Annotated in this window: 17 protein-coding genes; 3 read left to right on the forward strand and 14 right to left on the reverse strand. The window is 40.2% G+C overall.

Annotation, left to right across the window (positions count from 1 at the left end; all coding sequences use genetic code 11):
* Together MMU07_RS14225 and MMU07_RS14230 are read right to left on the reverse strand one after the other, a co-directional pair.
* Positions 1-929: SLC13 family permease (locus MMU07_RS14225; protein WP_241126543.1), on the reverse strand; the 929-nt coding region annotated here is incomplete at its 3' end.
* A 465-nt stretch (positions 930-1,394) separates the two neighbouring features.
* The gene (locus tag MMU07_RS14230) at positions 1,395-1,679 is read right to left on the reverse strand and encodes a TSUP family transporter (RefSeq protein ID WP_336246196.1); all 285 of its coding nucleotides are present in this window, start codon (positions 1,677-1,679) and stop codon (positions 1,395-1,397) included.
* On the opposite strand from MMU07_RS14230, the gene greB reads away from it, so the two are divergent.
* A complete protein-coding gene (gene greB / locus MMU07_RS14235) occupies positions 1,627-2,265 on the forward strand; it encodes a transcription elongation factor GreB (RefSeq protein ID WP_241126545.1) in 639 nt (212 codons plus the stop codon). The genes MMU07_RS14230 and greB overlap by 53 nt on opposite strands.
* Positions 2,266-2,395: 130 nt before the next feature.
* On the opposite strand, the gene MMU07_RS14240 is transcribed toward greB, so the two are convergent.
* The 3 genes from MMU07_RS14240 to MMU07_RS14250 all read right to left on the reverse strand — a co-directional run bounded on the left by MMU07_RS14240 (position 2,396) and on the right by MMU07_RS14250 (position 5,737).
* Positions 2,396-3,280, reverse strand: a complete 885-nt coding sequence (locus MMU07_RS14240; RefSeq protein WP_241126546.1) for a sulfite exporter TauE/SafE family protein — start codon at positions 3,278-3,280, stop codon at positions 2,396-2,398.
* 188 nt (positions 3,281-3,468) lie between these two features.
* Positions 3,469-5,223: an adenylate/guanylate cyclase domain-containing protein gene (locus MMU07_RS14245; RefSeq protein WP_241126625.1), complete on the reverse strand. Its 1,755-nt coding sequence runs from the start codon at positions 5,221-5,223 to the stop codon at positions 3,469-3,471.
* A 91-nt stretch (positions 5,224-5,314) separates the two neighbouring features.
* The gene (locus MMU07_RS14250) at positions 5,315-5,737 is read right to left on the reverse strand and encodes a hypothetical protein (RefSeq protein ID WP_241126547.1); all 423 of its coding nucleotides are present in this window, start codon (positions 5,735-5,737) and stop codon (positions 5,315-5,317) included.
* 714 nt (positions 5,738-6,451) lie between these two features.
* Between MMU07_RS14250 and MMU07_RS14255 the strand changes: the two genes are divergently transcribed.
* Positions 6,452-6,772: a hypothetical protein gene (locus tag MMU07_RS14255; protein ID WP_241126548.1), complete on the forward strand. Its 321-nt coding sequence runs from the start codon at positions 6,452-6,454 to the stop codon at positions 6,770-6,772.
* A gap of 23 nt (positions 6,773-6,795) precedes the next feature.
* Here the strand turns inward: MMU07_RS14255 and MMU07_RS14260 are convergent, their stop codons facing one another.
* The 9 genes from MMU07_RS14260 to MMU07_RS14300 all read right to left on the reverse strand — a co-directional run bounded on the left by MMU07_RS14260 (position 6,796) and on the right by MMU07_RS14300 (position 18,107).
* Entirely contained in the window at positions 6,796-8,430 is a 1,635-nt protein-coding gene (locus tag MMU07_RS14260) for a M1 family metallopeptidase (RefSeq protein ID WP_241126549.1), read from the reverse strand.
* Between the two features lie 210 nt (positions 8,431-8,640).
* Positions 8,641-9,117, reverse strand: a complete 477-nt coding sequence (locus MMU07_RS14265) for a GAF domain-containing protein (RefSeq protein ID WP_241126550.1) — start codon at positions 9,115-9,117, stop codon at positions 8,641-8,643.
* Positions 9,118-9,245: 128 nt separating this feature from the next.
* The gene (locus MMU07_RS14270; RefSeq protein ID WP_241126551.1) at positions 9,246-10,763 is read right to left on the reverse strand and encodes a serine hydrolase domain-containing protein; all 1,518 of its coding nucleotides are present in this window, start codon (positions 10,761-10,763) and stop codon (positions 9,246-9,248) included.
* Between the two features lie 61 nt (positions 10,764-10,824).
* Entirely contained in the window at positions 10,825-11,292 is a 468-nt protein-coding gene (locus MMU07_RS14275) for an RES family NAD+ phosphorylase (protein WP_336246197.1), read from the reverse strand.
* 5 nt (positions 11,293-11,297) lie between these two features.
* The gene (locus MMU07_RS14280) at positions 11,298-11,864 is read right to left on the reverse strand and encodes an antitoxin Xre/MbcA/ParS toxin-binding domain-containing protein (RefSeq protein ID WP_241126553.1); all 567 of its coding nucleotides are present in this window, start codon (positions 11,862-11,864) and stop codon (positions 11,298-11,300) included.
* 84 nt (positions 11,865-11,948) lie between these two features.
* Positions 11,949-13,052 carry a DUF922 domain-containing protein gene (locus MMU07_RS14285; protein ID WP_241126554.1) on the reverse strand — a complete coding sequence of 368 codons (1,104 nt, stop codon included), beginning with the start codon at positions 13,050-13,052 and terminating at the stop codon, positions 11,949-11,951.
* A gap of 156 nt (positions 13,053-13,208) precedes the next feature.
* Entirely contained in the window at positions 13,209-14,057 is an 849-nt protein-coding gene (locus MMU07_RS14290) for an amidohydrolase family protein (RefSeq protein WP_241126555.1), read from the reverse strand.
* A 166-nt stretch (positions 14,058-14,223) separates the two neighbouring features.
* Positions 14,224-14,682 carry a lipocalin family protein gene (locus MMU07_RS14295; RefSeq protein WP_241126556.1) on the reverse strand — a complete coding sequence of 153 codons (459 nt, stop codon included), beginning with the start codon at positions 14,680-14,682 and terminating at the stop codon, positions 14,224-14,226.
* 92 nt (positions 14,683-14,774) lie between these two features.
* Positions 14,775-18,107, reverse strand: coding sequence for a carbohydrate binding domain-containing protein (locus MMU07_RS14300; protein ID WP_241126557.1), 3,333 nt, complete (start codon positions 18,105-18,107; stop codon positions 14,775-14,777).
* Positions 18,108-18,141: 34 nt separating this feature from the next.
* On the opposite strand from MMU07_RS14300, the gene MMU07_RS14305 reads away from it, so the two are divergent.
* Positions 18,142-18,360: a hypothetical protein gene (locus MMU07_RS14305; RefSeq protein WP_241126558.1), complete on the forward strand. Its 219-nt coding sequence runs from the start codon at positions 18,142-18,144 to the stop codon at positions 18,358-18,360.
* Positions 18,361-18,376: the final 16 nt, after the last annotated feature.

Raw genomic sequence — 18,376 nt, forward strand, 5'->3', positions numbered from 1 at the left:
AAAACCCCGGCTATGGCAATAATCGTGTCGTCCAAGGCAGGAATCAAATCTTGGAGTAAAAATGTCCTGCTGATCCAAGCAAAACTCACTGAACCAAAAACCCAAGCAACCCGTTTTTCTTCCTTTGTCATCGGACCCAAAAGGGAGAGTTGTCGTTGGATTTCTTCTTTGCCGCCAGCCAACTGAAAGTTTTTATCAAAAGGAAAAGCAAATTTGACCAAATAAATCCAGCAAAATCCCAATAAAAGAATTGACGCAGGTAGGCCATACATCATCCATTGTGAAAAGCTGATTTCATAACCATACATGTCATTGATTACACTGGCTAAAATGATGTTGGTAGGCGTTCCGATCAAAGTAGCCATGCCACCTATAGATGCACTGTAAGCAATTCCCAACATCAGGGCTTTTCCAAGGTTGTTTGGCAAAACTTCATTGATGGCCGCATTAGGAGTCAACTGTGTCACCACAGCCACAGCGATGGGCAACATCATTAGGGAAGTAGCGGTATTCGAAATCCACATAGAAAGGAATGCGGTTGCCACCATAAATCCCAAAATAATCTTTTGGATGTCTGTACCAATAAAAGAGATGATACTCAATGCGATCCGTTTGTGCAGACTCCATTTTTCTATCGCCATCGCAATCATAAATCCACCCATATACAGTAACACCATCGGGTGGGAATATGACGCCGCAGTTTCGGCAATCGGTAACACATTCAATGTTGGTAATAGCACCAAAGGCAACAAGGCCGTAGCCGCAATCGGAATCGCTTCAGTGATCCACCAAATTGCTATCCATACCGTCACAGCCATCATTGCCAAAGCTTCCGATGACATGTCAGCAGGCTTTACAAAAAATAAAATCAGTAGAAATAAAACCGGCCCAAGAATGATACCGATGCGTGAAGTAGTGTTCGGGTTCATGTCAGCAATTGAATCCTATAATTACCAAAAAAATTAATGAATTCAAATCAGAATGATTAGGGAGGTGGATTCAATTAAATTTACTTGGAAATACCAGTTTAAGTTGATGAGATTTTTTTATTTAACATAATGTAAATTATATAACAATTAATATCCATTTGCTTCAAACAATGGATTTAACTTCCATTCCAATCTTCAATTCTTTTTTCAATTTCTTTAAGGGTTGTTGCACCGTTATACATTAAGTTGATTGTAAGCAATTTTTTGAGTGACGATGCTGCATTGATTTTGGTGACAATTTTCCTTTCAACCATTTGGTCAAATATCCAGAACAGATTTAAAGAATTGTGGTTTAACCAACTTTCCTAAATAATACACAGGAATTCAAAGTAGCTATTAAATCTGAACGCAATAAATAATCTCATTATATTCCAATCCATTCCTGTAAATCAACAGATAAATCCCTCATTGACTTTTAGAATAAGCCGCTCTCATCATCACTGTTGAGGTATAAAGAATAACGACAATCACAAGCCATCTGAGAATATCTAAAGGAAATGACTTCACAATGAATGCAGCAATAAGGACGGCCACCACACCCGGAATTGCCATAGCCATGGCTGCTTTTCTATTGTAAGCACCTTCACGAATAAATCTTATTGAGGCAGGCGGCATCAAAAAAGCACATGATCCCATCATGATCGGAAAAGCCACCTGCGGCGACATCCCAGGCGCAAAAACCAAAGCCATACAAGGGACATACAAACCTATCCCATCATTATATTATCTTGTGAAAATTTTCAAAGTAAGATCATTTATCATGAGGCGAAAAATTCCAGAGTCAACTCTACCAAAACTCAATCGCTCACAATTTATTACTTCCGAAGGTTTACAAAAATTAAAGGAAGAACATGATCATTTATGGCGAGTTGAACGTCCAGACGTTACCGCTAAGGTTGCATGGGCCGCAAGTTTGGGAGATCGTTCAGAAAATGCCGATTACCATTACAACAAAAAACGTCTTCGAGAAATTGATAATCGCCTACGTTATTTACGAAAGTGCATTGATGACTTTAAAGTTATTGACTATCACCCCAACCAAGAAGGAAAAGTGAATTTTGGTGCTTGGGTAGAAATTAAAAACGAAAAGAAAGGACTTCAAAATCGTTTTCGTATTGTTGGTTACGAGGAGTTAATAGGTAACAAGGATTATATCTCTATGGACTCTCCCATGGCTAAATCGCTTCTTGGTAAAACTGTTGGAGATGAGGTGATAGTAAAAACCAAAATGGGTGATTTTGTATGGAAAATTCTTAAAATAGAGTACCAAAAGTAGTTTTGCTACTCATAGCTATAAGAAATTGCTTAGCATAAAGTAATTTATCATACACCTTTTTTCTTCGTGTTGGTAAACTGCAGTTCTTCTAATTCATTTTTCCTGATGGTAATTTCAAAATAATTCCAAATCACTTTTTCTCCAAATCCATACTCAATTCCTTTTGAACCAATCCAGCTCTCAGCATCACTGTGGAAGTGTAAAGAATAACGACAATCACAAGCCATCTTAGAATATCCAATGGCAATGATTTCACAATAAATGCAGCTATCAATACTGCCACCACACCCGGAATTGCCATGGCTACTGCAGCTTTTCTATTATAGGCTCCTTCACGGATAAAACGAATGGATGCGGGCGGCATCAAAAAAGCACATGATCCCATCATAATCGGAAAAGCCACCTGCGGCGACATCCCAAGCGCAAAAACCAAAGCCATACAAGGAGCATACAAACCAATACCTGCAGTCATCAACGCACCCAGGAAAAAGTTGGCAACGATCGCAATCAGAAGTTTACCTCCTTCAAGTCCGATAGCCTCGCCACCTCCCTGAATCCAATCCAAGTTGCGGGCAAGCATAAAACCGGCTGTAATGAGCAAAGCAAATCCCATAGTCAGCCTGATTTTACGTTCGGAAAGTTTTGAAATCACACCTGCACCCACGATGGCACCTATTGCAGCTGAGACTAGCATTAGAATAAGGGTTTTTGGCTCGACTTCAATGATCGTGATAAAAATCAGGGCCTGTAACAACACAGGTAGCGTATTGGCAACATTCATTGTACCGGGAATAAGCTTGTCCTCGGTTTGTTTGGTGAATTTTAACAACGCTGTTTGAGGAGCAAAGGCACCAATACCCAACACATCAAAAAAATTGACCACAAATCCGATCACGAAAGTTTTTCTCCAGCTGCTAGGTTCCAACCTGTTTTTGTGTCTTAGAAAATCCCTCGTCAATACAAGGGTAAACCAAACGGTCAGAATGCCGAGTGAAATCCAAATAAATGCCACCATTGAGTCTAGCTAATTAGAAATAATTATATTGCTTGTCGAGTGAATCCTTTATTCCATCAAAAAGTGGGAAATTTTCTAGGAAATATATCAATAAATTGAACAGAAATTCAGCTTTTACAATAACCCAGGGCATTACCTCAACCAAATATTCCCCTCCTAAAAATCCAAACTACTTGTTCAATAATCTGCTAGGAAAAATCTTCAGTTAAAAAATACATTTTCCAAGTACCTCTATTTTTTATTTCGAAATTTCCCCTGTATTCACATTCAAATTCCTCGCTGACGAGCTTATAGGTCGTTTCGGAAAGGTTGATTTTTCCCGGGACCGAATTTGATTCCATCCTAGAAGCTATATTGACGGTATCTCCCCATATGTCATATTGCCATTTTTTAATTCCAACTATTCCCGCCACCACAGGACCTGTATGGATCCCTACCCGCATTTCAAAGGAACAAATGCTATCTTCTGATTTACTTTTTACAAATGCCATCATTTCTTTGGCAGCGATAACCACGTCTCGGGGATGCGTTTGGTTTTCTTTTGGAAGTCCTCCGACACACATATAGGAATCCCCAATGGTCTTGATTTTTTCCAAATTATTCCGCGTGCATATTTCATCAAATTTTTTAAAATAAAAATCCAAACTTTTAACCAATAGCTCCGGTGAAATATTTTCCGCTGTAGCGCTGAAATTTTTGAAGTCAGTAAATAGAACGGTGACAGATTCATTTCGCAGAACTTTGACTGATCCATATTCTTTCAATTCTTCCGCGGTTTCTGCAGGCAAAATATTCAGAAGAAGTTTTTCCGAGCGATCCATTTCTTTTTCGATCATCTTCTTTGCCTGTTTCTCAAAGAGGAACCGACGGTATGCTACAAACGCCAGCAACGCAATCAATAGCAATGCCATCATCACGCCATATATGATAAACCTTTGTCGTTTTGTCTGGAGATCTTTGATGAAAGCTTCTTTTTCTAATAAGTCTACTTCTACTTGTTTCTGAGAAACTTCATAATCTGTCCTCAGATTTGCCATCTCCTGCACAGCGCTTATATTATTGACACTGTCACGATAAATGATGTGCTGCTTAAAATATTCCAGAGCTTTTTGAGGAAGGCCATCCTGCTCATATATTTTGGAAAGGGTTAGATTGGAATTGCTGATTTGGTCTTTAAGTCCATAGTGACTGGCAAGTTCGAGGCTTCGATTGGCATAATTCAAAGCGCGGGCTCGATCTCCACTTTCCAAATAAATGGTGGACATGAATTCGAGGTATACCGATATGGGATAAAATTCATTGTAAGCTTCCAGAATGCTGATTGCCTTATTGATATTCTCTTCCGCGGCTGCATTGTCACCGTTTTGGGCATTGATCATCCCTAGATTCCCAAAGCAATATGCCTCTCCGATCGGGTAATTGACCTTCTTGAAAATGGCTAAGGCCTCATTGGTAAAAAGTAAAGCAGAATCAAGTTTATCCAGATTAAGGTACTCATCGCCGGCATTGAATATGCTACTTGCGAGGGCTAATGAATCATTTCCATTTCTAAGGATTTCTATGCTTCTGCCATAGTAAATGGCGGCATTTTGACTGTTTTCACTTTGTGAATAAGTATCGGCTATCGCCAAAAAAACTTTTCCCCTACCCTCTTGGTAGTTGGCTTTATCAGCATAAGCGAGACTTTGAAAGTAAAAATCCAAACCTTGGGAAAGTTCTCCTTTCAGGACATGCCCGTTTCCTAATTGTAAGTAGCCGTAATATGTGCCTTTGTAATCAGATTCAACCAACGATTTATCAATTAGAATCTGACCATATTTTAGGAGACTGTCCGGATTTGGGTCTTTTTGAAGGATAGATTCCAAAAGTCCCTTGTCACCATTTCTTTGGAAATAAAGCTGTTTCAAACTATCCAGTAAAGCAAGATTCTTTTCCACATCCATTTCTGATTGCGAAAAAGCGCAATTAAAAAAGATAAAAAATAAAAAAGGAATTAGGAATTTTTTCATTTCCACATCACAAAATGTTGGAAAATCAAATCACCCGAATCTTTGGGTCGATCTTAAATTTTCTTTCCAACCCACCGGAATTAACTAGAAAGTGAATTCTATACTCTTCTTCCGCCCCATGCTTTGCCTTACCGACATGTCCATCTTTGTGTGTTTTTCCAGAGCTTTTGCCATCATCATAGAGTTTGATCAGAGATTTCTTTTTATTTACTACAATCTTCGTGATAATAACGAAATCTTGGACACTTTCCATGATATGCATAGCCGCTCCCACCCAAGCCAATTTTGACTTGTCTCGGATGTTGCTCACAAAATTTTCCGTTTTTGGCGCGTCGTTGTGATTGTCTCCGATTATAATGCATTCCAAGACTTCTTCTTTGCTTGGTTTTTCTTTTAGAGCAATAATCTTTTGGGTGTTTACGTACAGCGTGATGATGGTATCTTTCATTTTTTCGGGGGGTTTATTATTACATTGTCAAAAATTTGTTTTTAAAGAATTTGGTTGAACTTTATTCAAATTAAAACTAAAATTGGTAAAATACAATAGCACCACTTGTTTCCCATTAGATAAACACTCCGACGTCTCTACCTTTATCTCACTTTCAAACTCTCCTTTGCTAGGTTTAAATTGTATCTACACCATTTTTTCCTCGGAATTTGTAATTCCTTTTCTACATGAATCTATACAAATAAGCAAAGGTTGAAAATTTGGCTTTTGCCTGAATCTGATGGACAACAGAATCATTGTTTAAAAAAGATATTTACAAAATATTTTTCATTATGGTATTTGTAGGGGTTAGTGATAAGACTTATTTATAAAAAGCTCCATTTACTCAGCAACCAATTGGGGAGAAGAAGCAAATGAGCCAATTACAATCCCATAAGGTTTATCAACAACAAGGGTGAGTTCCGGTTTATTTCGGATATCGAGGGAGCTCTCAACCAGTTGGAGTTGTTGAACCTGAATCTAATATAATGGCATTACCCGGATGAATATAATCAAGGCATTTTCGGGCGATGATTTCTTTTAACCTAAGATTATCCTGATTGATAAGAGAGAAGTTTCGGACTTGACCTTCCACATTATTGAGGATTAAAGGCTAAGATTTTAATAACCTTGGGCCTAATTGAACGTTAACCCATTAACTAAATCGTTTATTTTATGAGAAAATATTTTTCAATTTCAGTCATATTGGTTTCTATATTCCTTTTTGCAAGTTGTACATCATTGAGAACTATCCCAATTTCAGAAAACAGGTATGATGGCATGGAAATTTTTACCTCTAATGTGCCTTTGGGCAGAGATTATCAAGAAGTCAGAATAATTAGAGTCACAGGTGGCTGGCTCTCAGGGCCAAGAACGAAGATGAATAGACTGGTAAGGCAAGCAAAAAGAGCAGGTGCAAATGGTTTAGTGGATGTCAAGTATGATATTATTGATGGAAAAAATAGGTTGACTGGGACAGCGGTGCGGTTTATGTAAGTTGTCGAATTAGATTCTGAAAATCATCTTACCCTCAGGCTCCCCACGTAATAATCCACATCAACTGTCAGGTCCGACTTTTTTTCCAAGGTCAACTGTGCCCATTTCGTAGTTGGTTCAACTCTTACTTTCTTATCTCCCAAGTGCAAGTCCACAGGCATATCAAATGATACAATGCAATTTGCCCATCGGAAATTAAATGTCTGATCGTCTGAAAAATAATATTCCAAGATGGGCACAGAGCTATTTCTTAGGTATTGGTCAAAAAAGCTAGTAAGGTCAATTCCTGCCTCTTGGGAAATGTAATCTTCCACCTGTGCCGTCGTGACTGTCTGATGGTAAAATTCGCTGTTCAATCCCCTAAGTATCTTTCTCCATTTTTCATCGTCATTCACGATTTCACGAAGTGTGTTCAGGATATTCCCACCTTTGTAGTACATATCTCCCGAACCACGGCTGTTGACACTGTACCTGCCAATGATGGGAAGTTTGTTATCTATTCGGGTTCTCGTACCCCGCACATATTCCTGACCGGCTTCTTTTCCATAGAAATAATCGAGATAGAGACTTTCCGAATAGTTGGTAAAGCTCTCGTGGATCCACATGTCCGCCACATCCTTGTAAGTGATGTTATTGGCAAACCACTCGTGACCGGATTCATGGATGATGATAAAGTCAAATTTCATCCCCCAACCCGTTCCGCTGAGGTCCGTTCCGCGATAGCCGTTTTGGTAGCCGTTGCCATAAGTAACCGAACTCTGATGCTCCATACCAAGGTAAGGCGCTTCCACGAGTTTGTAGCTGTCTTCATAAAATGGATAAGGCCCAAACCAATGCTCAAAAGCCTCCATCATCCGTCTTGCATCCATGAATTGTTTTTTGGCTTTCTCCAGATTATCCCGCATCACATAATATTCCATGTCGAGAAGGCCTTTTTCGCCCTGATATTTCTCCGAAAAATGGACATAGTCGCCAATGTTGATATTCACGCCGTAATCATTGATGGGATTGCTGACAAACCAATGGAAGGTTTTGGTCTCCCCCTTCGTTTCGGTTTTCCGCAACCGGCCATTAGAAATGTTCATCAGGTTTTTTGGAACAGTTACGCTGATCAGCATGCTGTCAACCTCATCTGCAGGGTGGTCTTTGCTTGGCCACCAGATGCTCGAACCGATTCCCTGATTGGATGAGGCGATAAAATGGTTCCCGTTTTCATCTTTTTGCCAGGTGATGCCTCCGTCCCAAGGTGGACGTACAGCTTCTTTGGGTTGGCCTTCATAAGAGATGATGACTTCTTCAAATACTCCCACAACCTGCTTTTTGGGTAGGGTTATGAAGTGGGCGGCTCCCTCCTTTCGGATTTCAAGTTTTTGTCCGTCTTGCTTTGCATCGATAATCCGTAAAGGTTCCTGCAGGTCTATCTGCAATACTTGGTGTGCTTTCTTTACCTGATACCGGACTGTATTGGTTCCTTTGATGTATTTGGTTTCAGGAAATACTTCCACAGCAAGGTGGTAGTAATTCAAATCCCACCATTCCCTTTCCGGAGTGATGCTTCCCCGCAGCGTATCTGCCCGGGTAAACTTTTCCTGTGCATAGGAAATGGAAACAGTTAGAAAAAAGACTAGCGTGGCAAAGAGTTTGGTGGATAAGTTCATGGGATGGAAATTAGCAAAGGGGAGTGAATATCGGCAATTTTTTGGAAATGGGTTTGGGAAATTATATGAACAACCTCTTTTTTAGAATCAAAAGACTTCATTAAAACCACCTTAAAATGATTTAAATCCGAAGTAAGTTAGCTTCTGAGCCAATATCTATCAATATCCAATATCCATAAATATCAACTTGGATAGAAAATAATTCGATGTTTAAAGTTCCTTGCTAATCAACCTTCTCCCAATCTCCTCCCCTATGTTCATCAATGCATCACTTTCATCTTTGGTGAAATCATAAGGAACAGGCTTGGCAATGCCCAAGGTTCCATGCAATTCCCCATCAAGTAACATCGGTGCTGCAATGGAACCTTCGACTTTGGTTTCCTTCGCATCAGGCCTTGCCACCCCGGATGAATCTGTCTGCAGGTTACACATTTCGACAGGCTGTTTTCTTTCTGCAGCGATTCCTGCCATTCCTTTTCCGATGGGAATCATAGACATCTTGGGCAACAAAAAATCAGGAATGCCTTTCTGTGATTTTAGCATCAGCAAATTGGTCGATTTGTCAAGGGTGTGGATAGTTCCTGTAGTACAATCAAAAGCTGCGATGATGGTTTCCAACAATTCCTGCCAATTGATTTCACCTTTTGTTTCTCTTATAGATTCGATGATTGATGCTGTATTCTTCATGAGGTTTTAAATTTATTCAGTCAAACGTTAAATTAATTTTTGTCTGTTTAAGGACAACTTAATTGAATTGATGCTTGATATTTAAAAGGACGATACATCGGTCTTCCGACTTCGGTCTTCCGCCCTTTTCATTCAATCTCCGCCTCAAAACTCACCTTCTTCCCTTCCCCCTCAAAGCTGTTGATAAAAGTGATGATTGCCTTTTCCCCTTCCAACTTGATGCGGATGATTTCGGTATGCGGACTTTCGATGTACCACAGCTTAAGTTCAATGGTATTCAAATCTATCCAGGCATAACTCCCGGCGATTTTGAATGGAGCCAAGCCCACCTGTTGGTTTTGGGCAAACGTAAATAGATTAGGCCCTACCTTCTCGGTTTCATCCTTGATCCACCTTCCGGAACCAAAGATGAACCTGTAAGTATTTGGCCCTTGAACATAATTCAAAATACAGACACTCTCCTGAAAGTTCAAAGAAAAAGCGCTGATTTTATCCACAAAGGAAGTGATGGTATAATTTTTTCCATTCAATCTTCTTTCTATTTCAGGATTGATTTCGCTTTGTAAAGGAGCCAAAGAAAGCTTCTCCAATCTATCTTTCAAAGCTGAATCCTGATCGGAAGAAGCATCAAATGCAGGTAGCAGATTTTTCCAGACCAAGTCAAGTAAACCTTGGAGGTCATTGGTTTCTGAAGTAAGGATAATGACCGCATCCTTTTCAGGCAAGATCAAAATATATTGTCCAAAAGCACCGTCAGCCCGATAAGAATTGTGTCGGCTTCTCCACATTTGATAGGCATATCCTTGAATCCAATCATTAGAAGCCATTTTCTCAGGAGAAGCATCCGGTTCCTGAAGTATTTTCAAAGTAGTGGCTTCTTCTATCCATGACTCCGGCAGTATTTGTTTTCCCTCCCAATTCCCTTTTTGCAGGAACAATTGACCGAATTTGGCCATGTCTTCGGTTTTGACTCGGATACCCCAACCACCGGTTTGGATTCCTTGTAAATCTGTCTCCCAGTCCAAGCCTGAAATTCCCAATGGTTTCAATAATCTTGGCTCCAGATAGTCCAAGAGCGTTTGACCTGTAACTTTTTGGATGATGGCAGACATCATGTAGCTCGCCGAGGTATTATACAGGAATTTTGTTCCGGGTTTATTGGCAATCGGCATATTCAGAAAGGCTTCCACCCAGTTTTCTGAAGTAAAAACTTCTTGGTTAAAGCTTTTATCATGCCCCACGCTCATCGTAAGCAAATCCTTGATTTCTAATTTGGCAAGGTTTGGACTGATTGTTTTGGGCAAGGATTCAGGAAAAAACGAAATGACTTTATCTGTTACTTTGAGTTTTTTCTCGGCGACAGCAAAGCCAATGGCCGTGGCAGTAAAGCTCTTGCTGACCGAATACATGGTATGCTTGAGTTCGGGCTTGTAAGGATCCCACCATCCTTCAGCTATTACCTTACCATGTCTCAGCACCATCATGCTGTGAACTTCGTGGTTACTCGATTCCACTGCATCTACAAAATCGAGAATGCCTTGAGAGGAAACTTGTTGGTCCTTTGGTGTACTTCTGGGAAGAAAACTTTGGGCAATTGAAGGCAGGTAAACCAGAAAGAGTATAAAGAAGATAGTGTAAACTTTCATTGTAGGGTTTGATGGGCTTGAAGTGGATACTGAAGTATTGAAAAAAAAACGCTTATTTTCTTCAATGGGAATTCATAAGGTAATCAAACCTTACCTCATCCACAACTTCAATATATTTTTGGAAATCAGGAAAATCAGGATTGATCAATAGGTTATGTTCCAAAGGATAAAAAGACAAGTTCAGCCTGGCTGAAGGTACTTTCAAGAAAGGAAATTCCTTTTCCTGTAACCAGACCCGCCCAAAGTCCTGTGTTACCTTTGCGTGTGGCAAGGCGTTCCAATTTTCGGGCAAACTATCTTTCTCCAAAGTACCAATCAAATTGGGGTTGTGTATCCCAAATTCAATCATATACCACGATTTTCCGGAGACAGCATTGCCTTTGATGCAGAGGTATTCCAATAAAGACATAGCAGGCCCACTTCCGGCATATATCATTCCCAGACCTTTTGGATTCCATCTCCCTGCATTATAGGAACAACTAAGGGGGGGGTTGTAATTGGATTCTGACATTATTCTAAAATAACGCATAGACCCTACATGACATTTCCAAAATGAAGGGCATCAAGGGCTTCATCTACCAACTCCAAACCGATCATCGAGGTCAGGTTTTTGATAGGAGCATCATTGCCAAGGGCCATATTAGGACTGTCCAGCCATTGTTTGAGATGGGTCGTATTGCCAAAGAGATCCACTCCTTTTTTGATCACCTCATCGATTTTGAAAAACTGATAGGAACCCGGAGTACCTATTGGGCTTTTATTGTCCCACCGGGAAACCGTACTAGGTGATACTGAAGCTGCCTTGGCAATATCTTGTATCTTGAAGCCGAGAAAATCAATGATAGGCAAAATATCCTCTAAAAGGAGATTTTTGTCCAACAACTCCCCTACCTCATCCATTCCTTTTGCTTTGTTAAATGCCGGAATAAAATATCCATAACCGCTTGGGACCTCATAAGACTTAACCTGACCTAATCGGCTAACCTTAAATGTCGGACGATCACCATAAACTGAACTTTGAAAATCCGACACCAAATTTTCAGCCTTGGAATCAGGCTTGGGATAGATTTTTGGAATTTTTGAGGATTTAATAGCCATCATTTTTTTATGGGAATAACAACAAATATTTCATTTGACACAATAAATATAGTCATTTGACATTGAAACAAAAAATTTATTTACTTTTTAAATCCCCTTCATCAATTCTCTTTCAACTTCATCCATGTTTCCATTTAAAGCTTGATCAATGATGGAATTCCATCGGGATTGGGCATCCTTGTCCAAACCATGCTTTGTTCTGGCATCATAAATTTCCTGAAGCTTGTTCATCTCCCTATACGAATCAAAAAATACATCATTGACCAGCGCTTCATAGTTTTCCAGAGTTACCTGCAAAGCTTTCAATCTCTCGATGAGCCGGTTGCCAACCACCCTAGTGACATCAAAATGCCTTTGTTCATGATTCAAAGCATAATCAGATTTCCCTTGGGTTTTGACCCAAGAAGATTCAGGAAGCATGTAGACTTTGACTTCTATCGGAAATACCAAAACACCATTTTCCATAAACGGAGAGCCTTCCATGGCCAAACTTGTAAAAATCGTAGCATTGTACCCGCTCAATTTATTGGGTCTTTCCCTGAAATCATCCCATGTCAACAGTCTATCATGATCATAAAAAACTGTATCCTGATCACTTTTTTTCTTTTTTTCAAGAATATCCAACCTAACAGTTTTTGCCAATTTTCTATTAACGGAGGCGTTGCCATTTATCCAATCATTGAAAAAGACAATGGAATTTGCCAATCCCCTATTTAGAATCTGATCAATTAAATCCATTCGGTGTATGGACCTTTTGTAGGTTATTCCGGCTTCATAATCCACCAGGTGAACTGGTTCAAATGATGTTTTAAGGTAATACCCGAATTTGATTTTCAACTCCCCTGAGGCGACCTTGCTGCTTTGTGGTTTCTCAGCAATTTTAAATTCCAAAACTTTCAGTTGTATCACCCTACCGGGGTCTGTTTTTTTGATAGAGTTGCTATAAAAAGTTTTGATTCCATTGGACAATCCTTTATTAATTTTGGCTTTAATCAATTGGTTATTAGTATTATATACCTTTCCAATTAAAGTCAAATCCGCTTGAGTATTTAATACCTCTGATAATTCAAAACCCGCAACTTCCAATATGATTTTATCAGTTCCTTTCAAATCAAAAAGAATATCCTGAGCAAATGAATTTCGGATAAGAATTAGGATCAGGCTAGCAAAGAGCAATGATTTTCTACGCATAACCACTTAACGAAAAGGGAAAAACAACAGTTCTATAATAGCATGCTATATAATTAATAGCCTAAATAAAAAAGTCAAGCAATCAATTGACTTCCATAAACTGAATTTTTTGATTACTTAATTCTCCATTAGGGTAATTAATCTTATCAAATTCAATCAGCCTTTGCTCAGTTTATAAAACAGGGTTGCGTTACTCCCAAAAATTTGTTCCTGTTCTTTTTCAGAGAGTTTCGAAAAGAAGCCTTTTGCTATTTCATAAGTATTTTGATAAGGAGATGATAAAGTACAAACGGGCCAATCCGATCCATACATCATTCGTCCAACACCAAAAGCCTCCAATGCCGTTTCAATGTAGGGGGTGAAATTTTCAGGTTTCCAATTGTACCAATCCGCCTCTGTCACCATTCCTGAGATTTTACAATGGACATTTTCAAGAGATGCAATTTTTTTTATGTCCCTGCTCCAATTCTTTATTTCCTGTTCTTTGATTTTTGGTTTGGCAAGGTGGTCTATCACAAAAAGCTGGTTTGGGAAAGATTTGGCAAGTGTGTAGGCATTTGGAAGATGCTTGGGATAAATCAAGATATCGTAGGTAAACCCAAATTCATAAAGTTTGCTTATACCATTCAGGAAAGATGGACGCAGCATAAAATCAATGTCAGGTTCATCCTGAATGATATGTCTAAATCCCTTAATTTTTGGATGACCTGTATAAAATTCTATCCGTTCGGAAACATCTTTTGACTGAAGGTCAACCCATCCGACAATTCCTTCGATGGAATTGTGTTCCGATGCAAGGGAAAGTAAAAAATCATTTTCCTCCTCCGTTTGGCTTGCCTGCACTGCGACACATCCATGGATTCCTGCCTTATCCAAGAGCGGTTTCAAGTCTTGGGGAAGAAAATCCCTTTGGATGATGTTCATATCCTCGTTCATCCAAGAGTGAACCTTTGGATTGTATTTCCAAAAATGCTGGTGGCTATCGATTCTCTTTATTGTATCCATGCTGTGGTTTATTTTTCATGTATAATTACCTGAAAATCGACGATTAAACAATGTCTTTACGTTTTTTGCTTGATTGAAGAATATATAGAGGAATTATTTTATTGGAAAAAAATGGCAAAAAAGAAGCCGGAGAAAATCCCCGGCTTCTTTGCAGTACAAATAAACCCTACTTTCCAAATTCAAATACATGCTTACCTCCTACTGCCAGGACTCTTCCTGTACCTATAGAGGTCGATTCCCAATCCAATCCCATCCTTAGGGATGAGTTGGTAAGATTTTGTATTGATATTTCCAATCCATCATTTCTTTTGATAGCTGTAGCTTGGTCATTATCAAATGTCCAACTTCCGCTTGATGGCCAGATCACTTTTCCATTTGTCGAGCTATAAGCAGTATTGGAAAAAGTTAATGTCAGGTCCTTGTATACATTTGTTTGATCAACCCCATCAACGGTTACTTTGGTAAGTTTCCACGTTGCTGAAGTAAGTTTTTCTCTTGCGATATCCTGGGCAGAAGGTTGTGGGGTTTCTACTTCATCACCGCAACCTGAAAGGGCTAGGGTTAGCACAAGCATCATTGAAAACACCAAACTGTAAATCTTGTTTTGATTATGTTGCTTTTTCATTTTTTCTTTTTTTAAGGTGAAAGTTTAAATCTGAATTATACCCAACCATTTTACAAAATCAGTATGAAGGTTGGGTAAAAACAGCTTTTCACTTATTTTTTAATAACTCTCAAAGGATAGCTTTTATTTCCCTGCTGAATCCAAAGGACATAAATTCCAGGTGAAAGACTTTGAACATTGGCGGAGTATATTTCATTGGACAATTCAAATTGAATTGGATTGGATCGTCCTGCCATATCTATCATCACTGCACTTCTGATGGGTCCATTTATTCCTTTCAAATGTATATAGCTTTCTGCAGGATTAGGATAAACAGACAATTCCTGGATTTTTCCAATCTCAGCACTGTTGATGATCAATGAAATTTCATCTGAGATAGCGCTGATACAGTCATCCACCTTGACTTGAACTGTGTAAGTTCCAAAGGTCGTTACTGCAAGTGTTTGACCAACAGCACCGGTTATTGCTGTTCCATTTAAGAACCATTGGTTACCGGCTGCAGCACTTGAAGTCAAAGTGACAGTTTCTGTATTAGTACCTGAGACACTAATGGAAGGCTTTACAGGATTGATACAGAAGCTTAGGGAAACAGATTCTGCAGGTAAAAATTCATCGTTACCTCCCTGTGAAGCAGTGACTGTAGCTCTGCCTGCTTTAACGATTGTTGCCTGGTTTCCGTTAATGGTAACTTTATCATCAGCAGATGAATAGGTGATCGAAAGGCCTGATGTAGAAGTTGCATTCAATGCAAATGGTGCATCACCTAGCGTTTTGTTGGCAATTGTGGGGAAAGTAATTACCTGTTCGGCTAATGTCGTCTCACTTCCAAAGGCCATATCATCCCAATAATAGGTTTGCTCGCCTGCCTGTGCCCCTGTTGTTCCGAAATTGAAAAACACAGAAGCCTTGTTGTAATTCCTTGAGAAATTAATGGCCTCGGTTCCTGCAGCCTGATTGGCAAAATCAAAGGTAAGCGTCTGCCACTCAGATGCAACAGTCACTGTAGCCTCTGTTTCGACACTTTTGGTAGGGTCACCGGAATCCTCCACCTTGAGCCTTACGGGGATCCCTGCTGTTGGGGACCATACCCTGAGACTCATTTTGGTGGCACCTGCGGCAAAAGAAATCGGACTTGCAAAACCTGCTGTCCCACCTACCGTTGTACCTGCCCAAAGTTCCGCGCTCCCTGTTTTTACAGTCTTGGCCACTTTATTGGTTGAATTGGTCGGATCTGCAACTATTTCTGAGGCGTTTCCACCAAAATCCGTCAAGCCGTAATCCAGATCTGCATTTTCAAATGTGACAGGCAGTTCGAGATCTGAACCACCGCCGTTGCCGCCGCCATCAACTTTGGTGAGGGAAACATTTTTGATAAAAACAGGGTCATTGCTGAGTCCCATTTCAAATCCAAACTTCATGGCTCCATACTTGGTACCTAGAGTAAATGGCACTTCGATGGTCTTTGTCTCGGTATTCAAGGTGTGGTCGGTAACACTTACCGAAGCAAAACCGCCCCCATCTTCACCGAAGTATAGTCGCAGAGATCTTTCATTTACCGTTGACCTTGCTTCAAATTTTGCAATGTAATTTTTTCCTACTTCCAGGGCGCTGATCTGCGCGGCGGTTAAGATTTGGTTTAGCTGAATGTGCCAGATTTCTCCACCGGCCCCTGCAATCCCTGTGATGGAAGCTTCTCCCTCAGAAGCAGCAACTGTAGCACTTACTCCTGCAAAATCCGCAATGAACGGAGTCCAAGAATTTAAACCGTCCGCAAAATCCCCATTGATAATGAGGTTTTCACCCTGTTCGCCACCACCGTTTCCTTCATCACCTGAACCAAAGGCCATATCATCCCAGTAATAGGTTTGCTCGCCCGCCTGTGCCCCTGTTGTTCCGAAATTGAAAAACACAGAAGCCTTGTTGTAATTCCTTGAGAAATTAATGGCCTCGGTTCCTGCAGCCTGATTGGCAAAATCAAAGGTAAGCGTCTGCCACTCAGATGCAACAGTCACTGTAGCCTCTGTTTCGACACTTTTGGTAGGGTCACCGGAATCCTCCACCTTGAGCCTTACAGGGATCCCTGCTGTTGGGGACCATACCCTGAGACTCATTTTGGTGGCACCTTCGGCAAAAGAAATCGGACTTGCAAAACCTGCTGTCCCACCTACCGTTGTACCTGCCCAAAGTTCCGCGCTCCCTGTCTTTACAGTCTTGGCCACTTTATTGGCTGAATTGGTCGGATCTGCAACTATTTCTGAGGCGTTTCCACCAAAATCCGTCAAGCCGTAATCCAGATCTGCGTTTTCAAATGTGACAGGCAGTTCGAGATCTGAACCACCACCGTTGCCGCCGCCATCAACTTTGGTGAGGGAAACATTTTTGATAAAAACAGGATCATTGCTGAGTCCCATTTCAAATCCAAACTTCATGGCTCCATACTTGGTACCTAGAGTAAACGGCACTTCGATGGTCTTTGTCTCGGTATTCAAGGTGTGGTCGGTAACACTTACCGAAGCAAAACCGCCCCCATCTTCACCGAAGTATAGTCGCAGAGATCTTTCATTTACCGTTGACCTTGCTTCAAATTTTGCAATGTAATTTTTTCCTACTTCCAGGGCGCTGATCTGCGCGGCGGTTAAGATTTGGTTTAGCTGAATGTGCCAGATTTCTCCACCGGCCCCTGCAATCCCTGTGATGGAAGCTTCTCCCTCAGAAGCAGCAACTGTAGCACTTACTCCTGCAAAATCCGCAATGAACGGAGTCCAAGAATTTAGACCGTCCGCAAAATCCCCATTGATAATGAGGTTTTCACCCTGTTCGCCACCACCGCTTCCTTCATCACCTGAACCAAAAGCCATATCATCAAAATAATAGGTTTTTTCACCTGCCACAGCTCCGGTCGTTCCGAAGTTGAAGAATATGGAAGCCTTGTTGTAGTTGAATCCTAGATTGATGGCAGCCGTTTCAGGTGCCTGTGTTCCAAAGTCAAAGGTCAAGGTTTCCCAAGCAGCCGCCACAGTTGTAATAGCTTCTGTCTCCACTGATTTGGTTGGATCAAGGTGGTCTTCCACTTTCAGACGAACCTTTATACCAGCATCGGGTGACCATACCCTAACAGTCATTTTTTTATTAGCTTCGGTAAAAGGAATCTTAGTACTGAATCCGGTTTGGATACCTCCTGTGACGGCAGTGACTGTAGTACCTGCCCAAAGTTCTGCACCGGCAGATTTGATAACCTTAGCAACTCTGTTGGATGCTAAAGTAGGATCTTCAACGATAGAAGAAGCTTCTGCACCCCCAAAACCTACCAAGCCATAGTTGACATTGGTTTCGTCAAAGGTTACTGGTAATATCATTTGTGTCTGTCCAATTGCTTGGAAAGAAAACACAAATGATAGCAACATGATAATTGTAAAATTTTTCATAGGCACTGATTTCTTTTTGGGAAAATTGTTATGAATGGATTTTAAGCATTTTGGAGAAAATAAAATTACCTATAGGGTAGCAGAGATTGGGATTTATTGCTACATCATAACTACATCAGGTATGAAAAAAAAATACATCATATATACATCAAGCAAGCCTTTTAAAGAAAAAAATATGATTTGGAGGCTGACAATAAATAAAAATTTAAAAAAGGGGTTTTCTCAAAACTCTAATGCTAAGTGGAAAGATTAATTCAAAAAAAAATCAG

It is taken from the genome of Cognataquiflexum nitidum, from assembly GCF_022538055.1.
GTDB classification, from domain to species: Bacteria; Bacteroidota; Bacteroidia; order Cytophagales; family Cyclobacteriaceae; genus Cognataquiflexum; species Cognataquiflexum nitidum.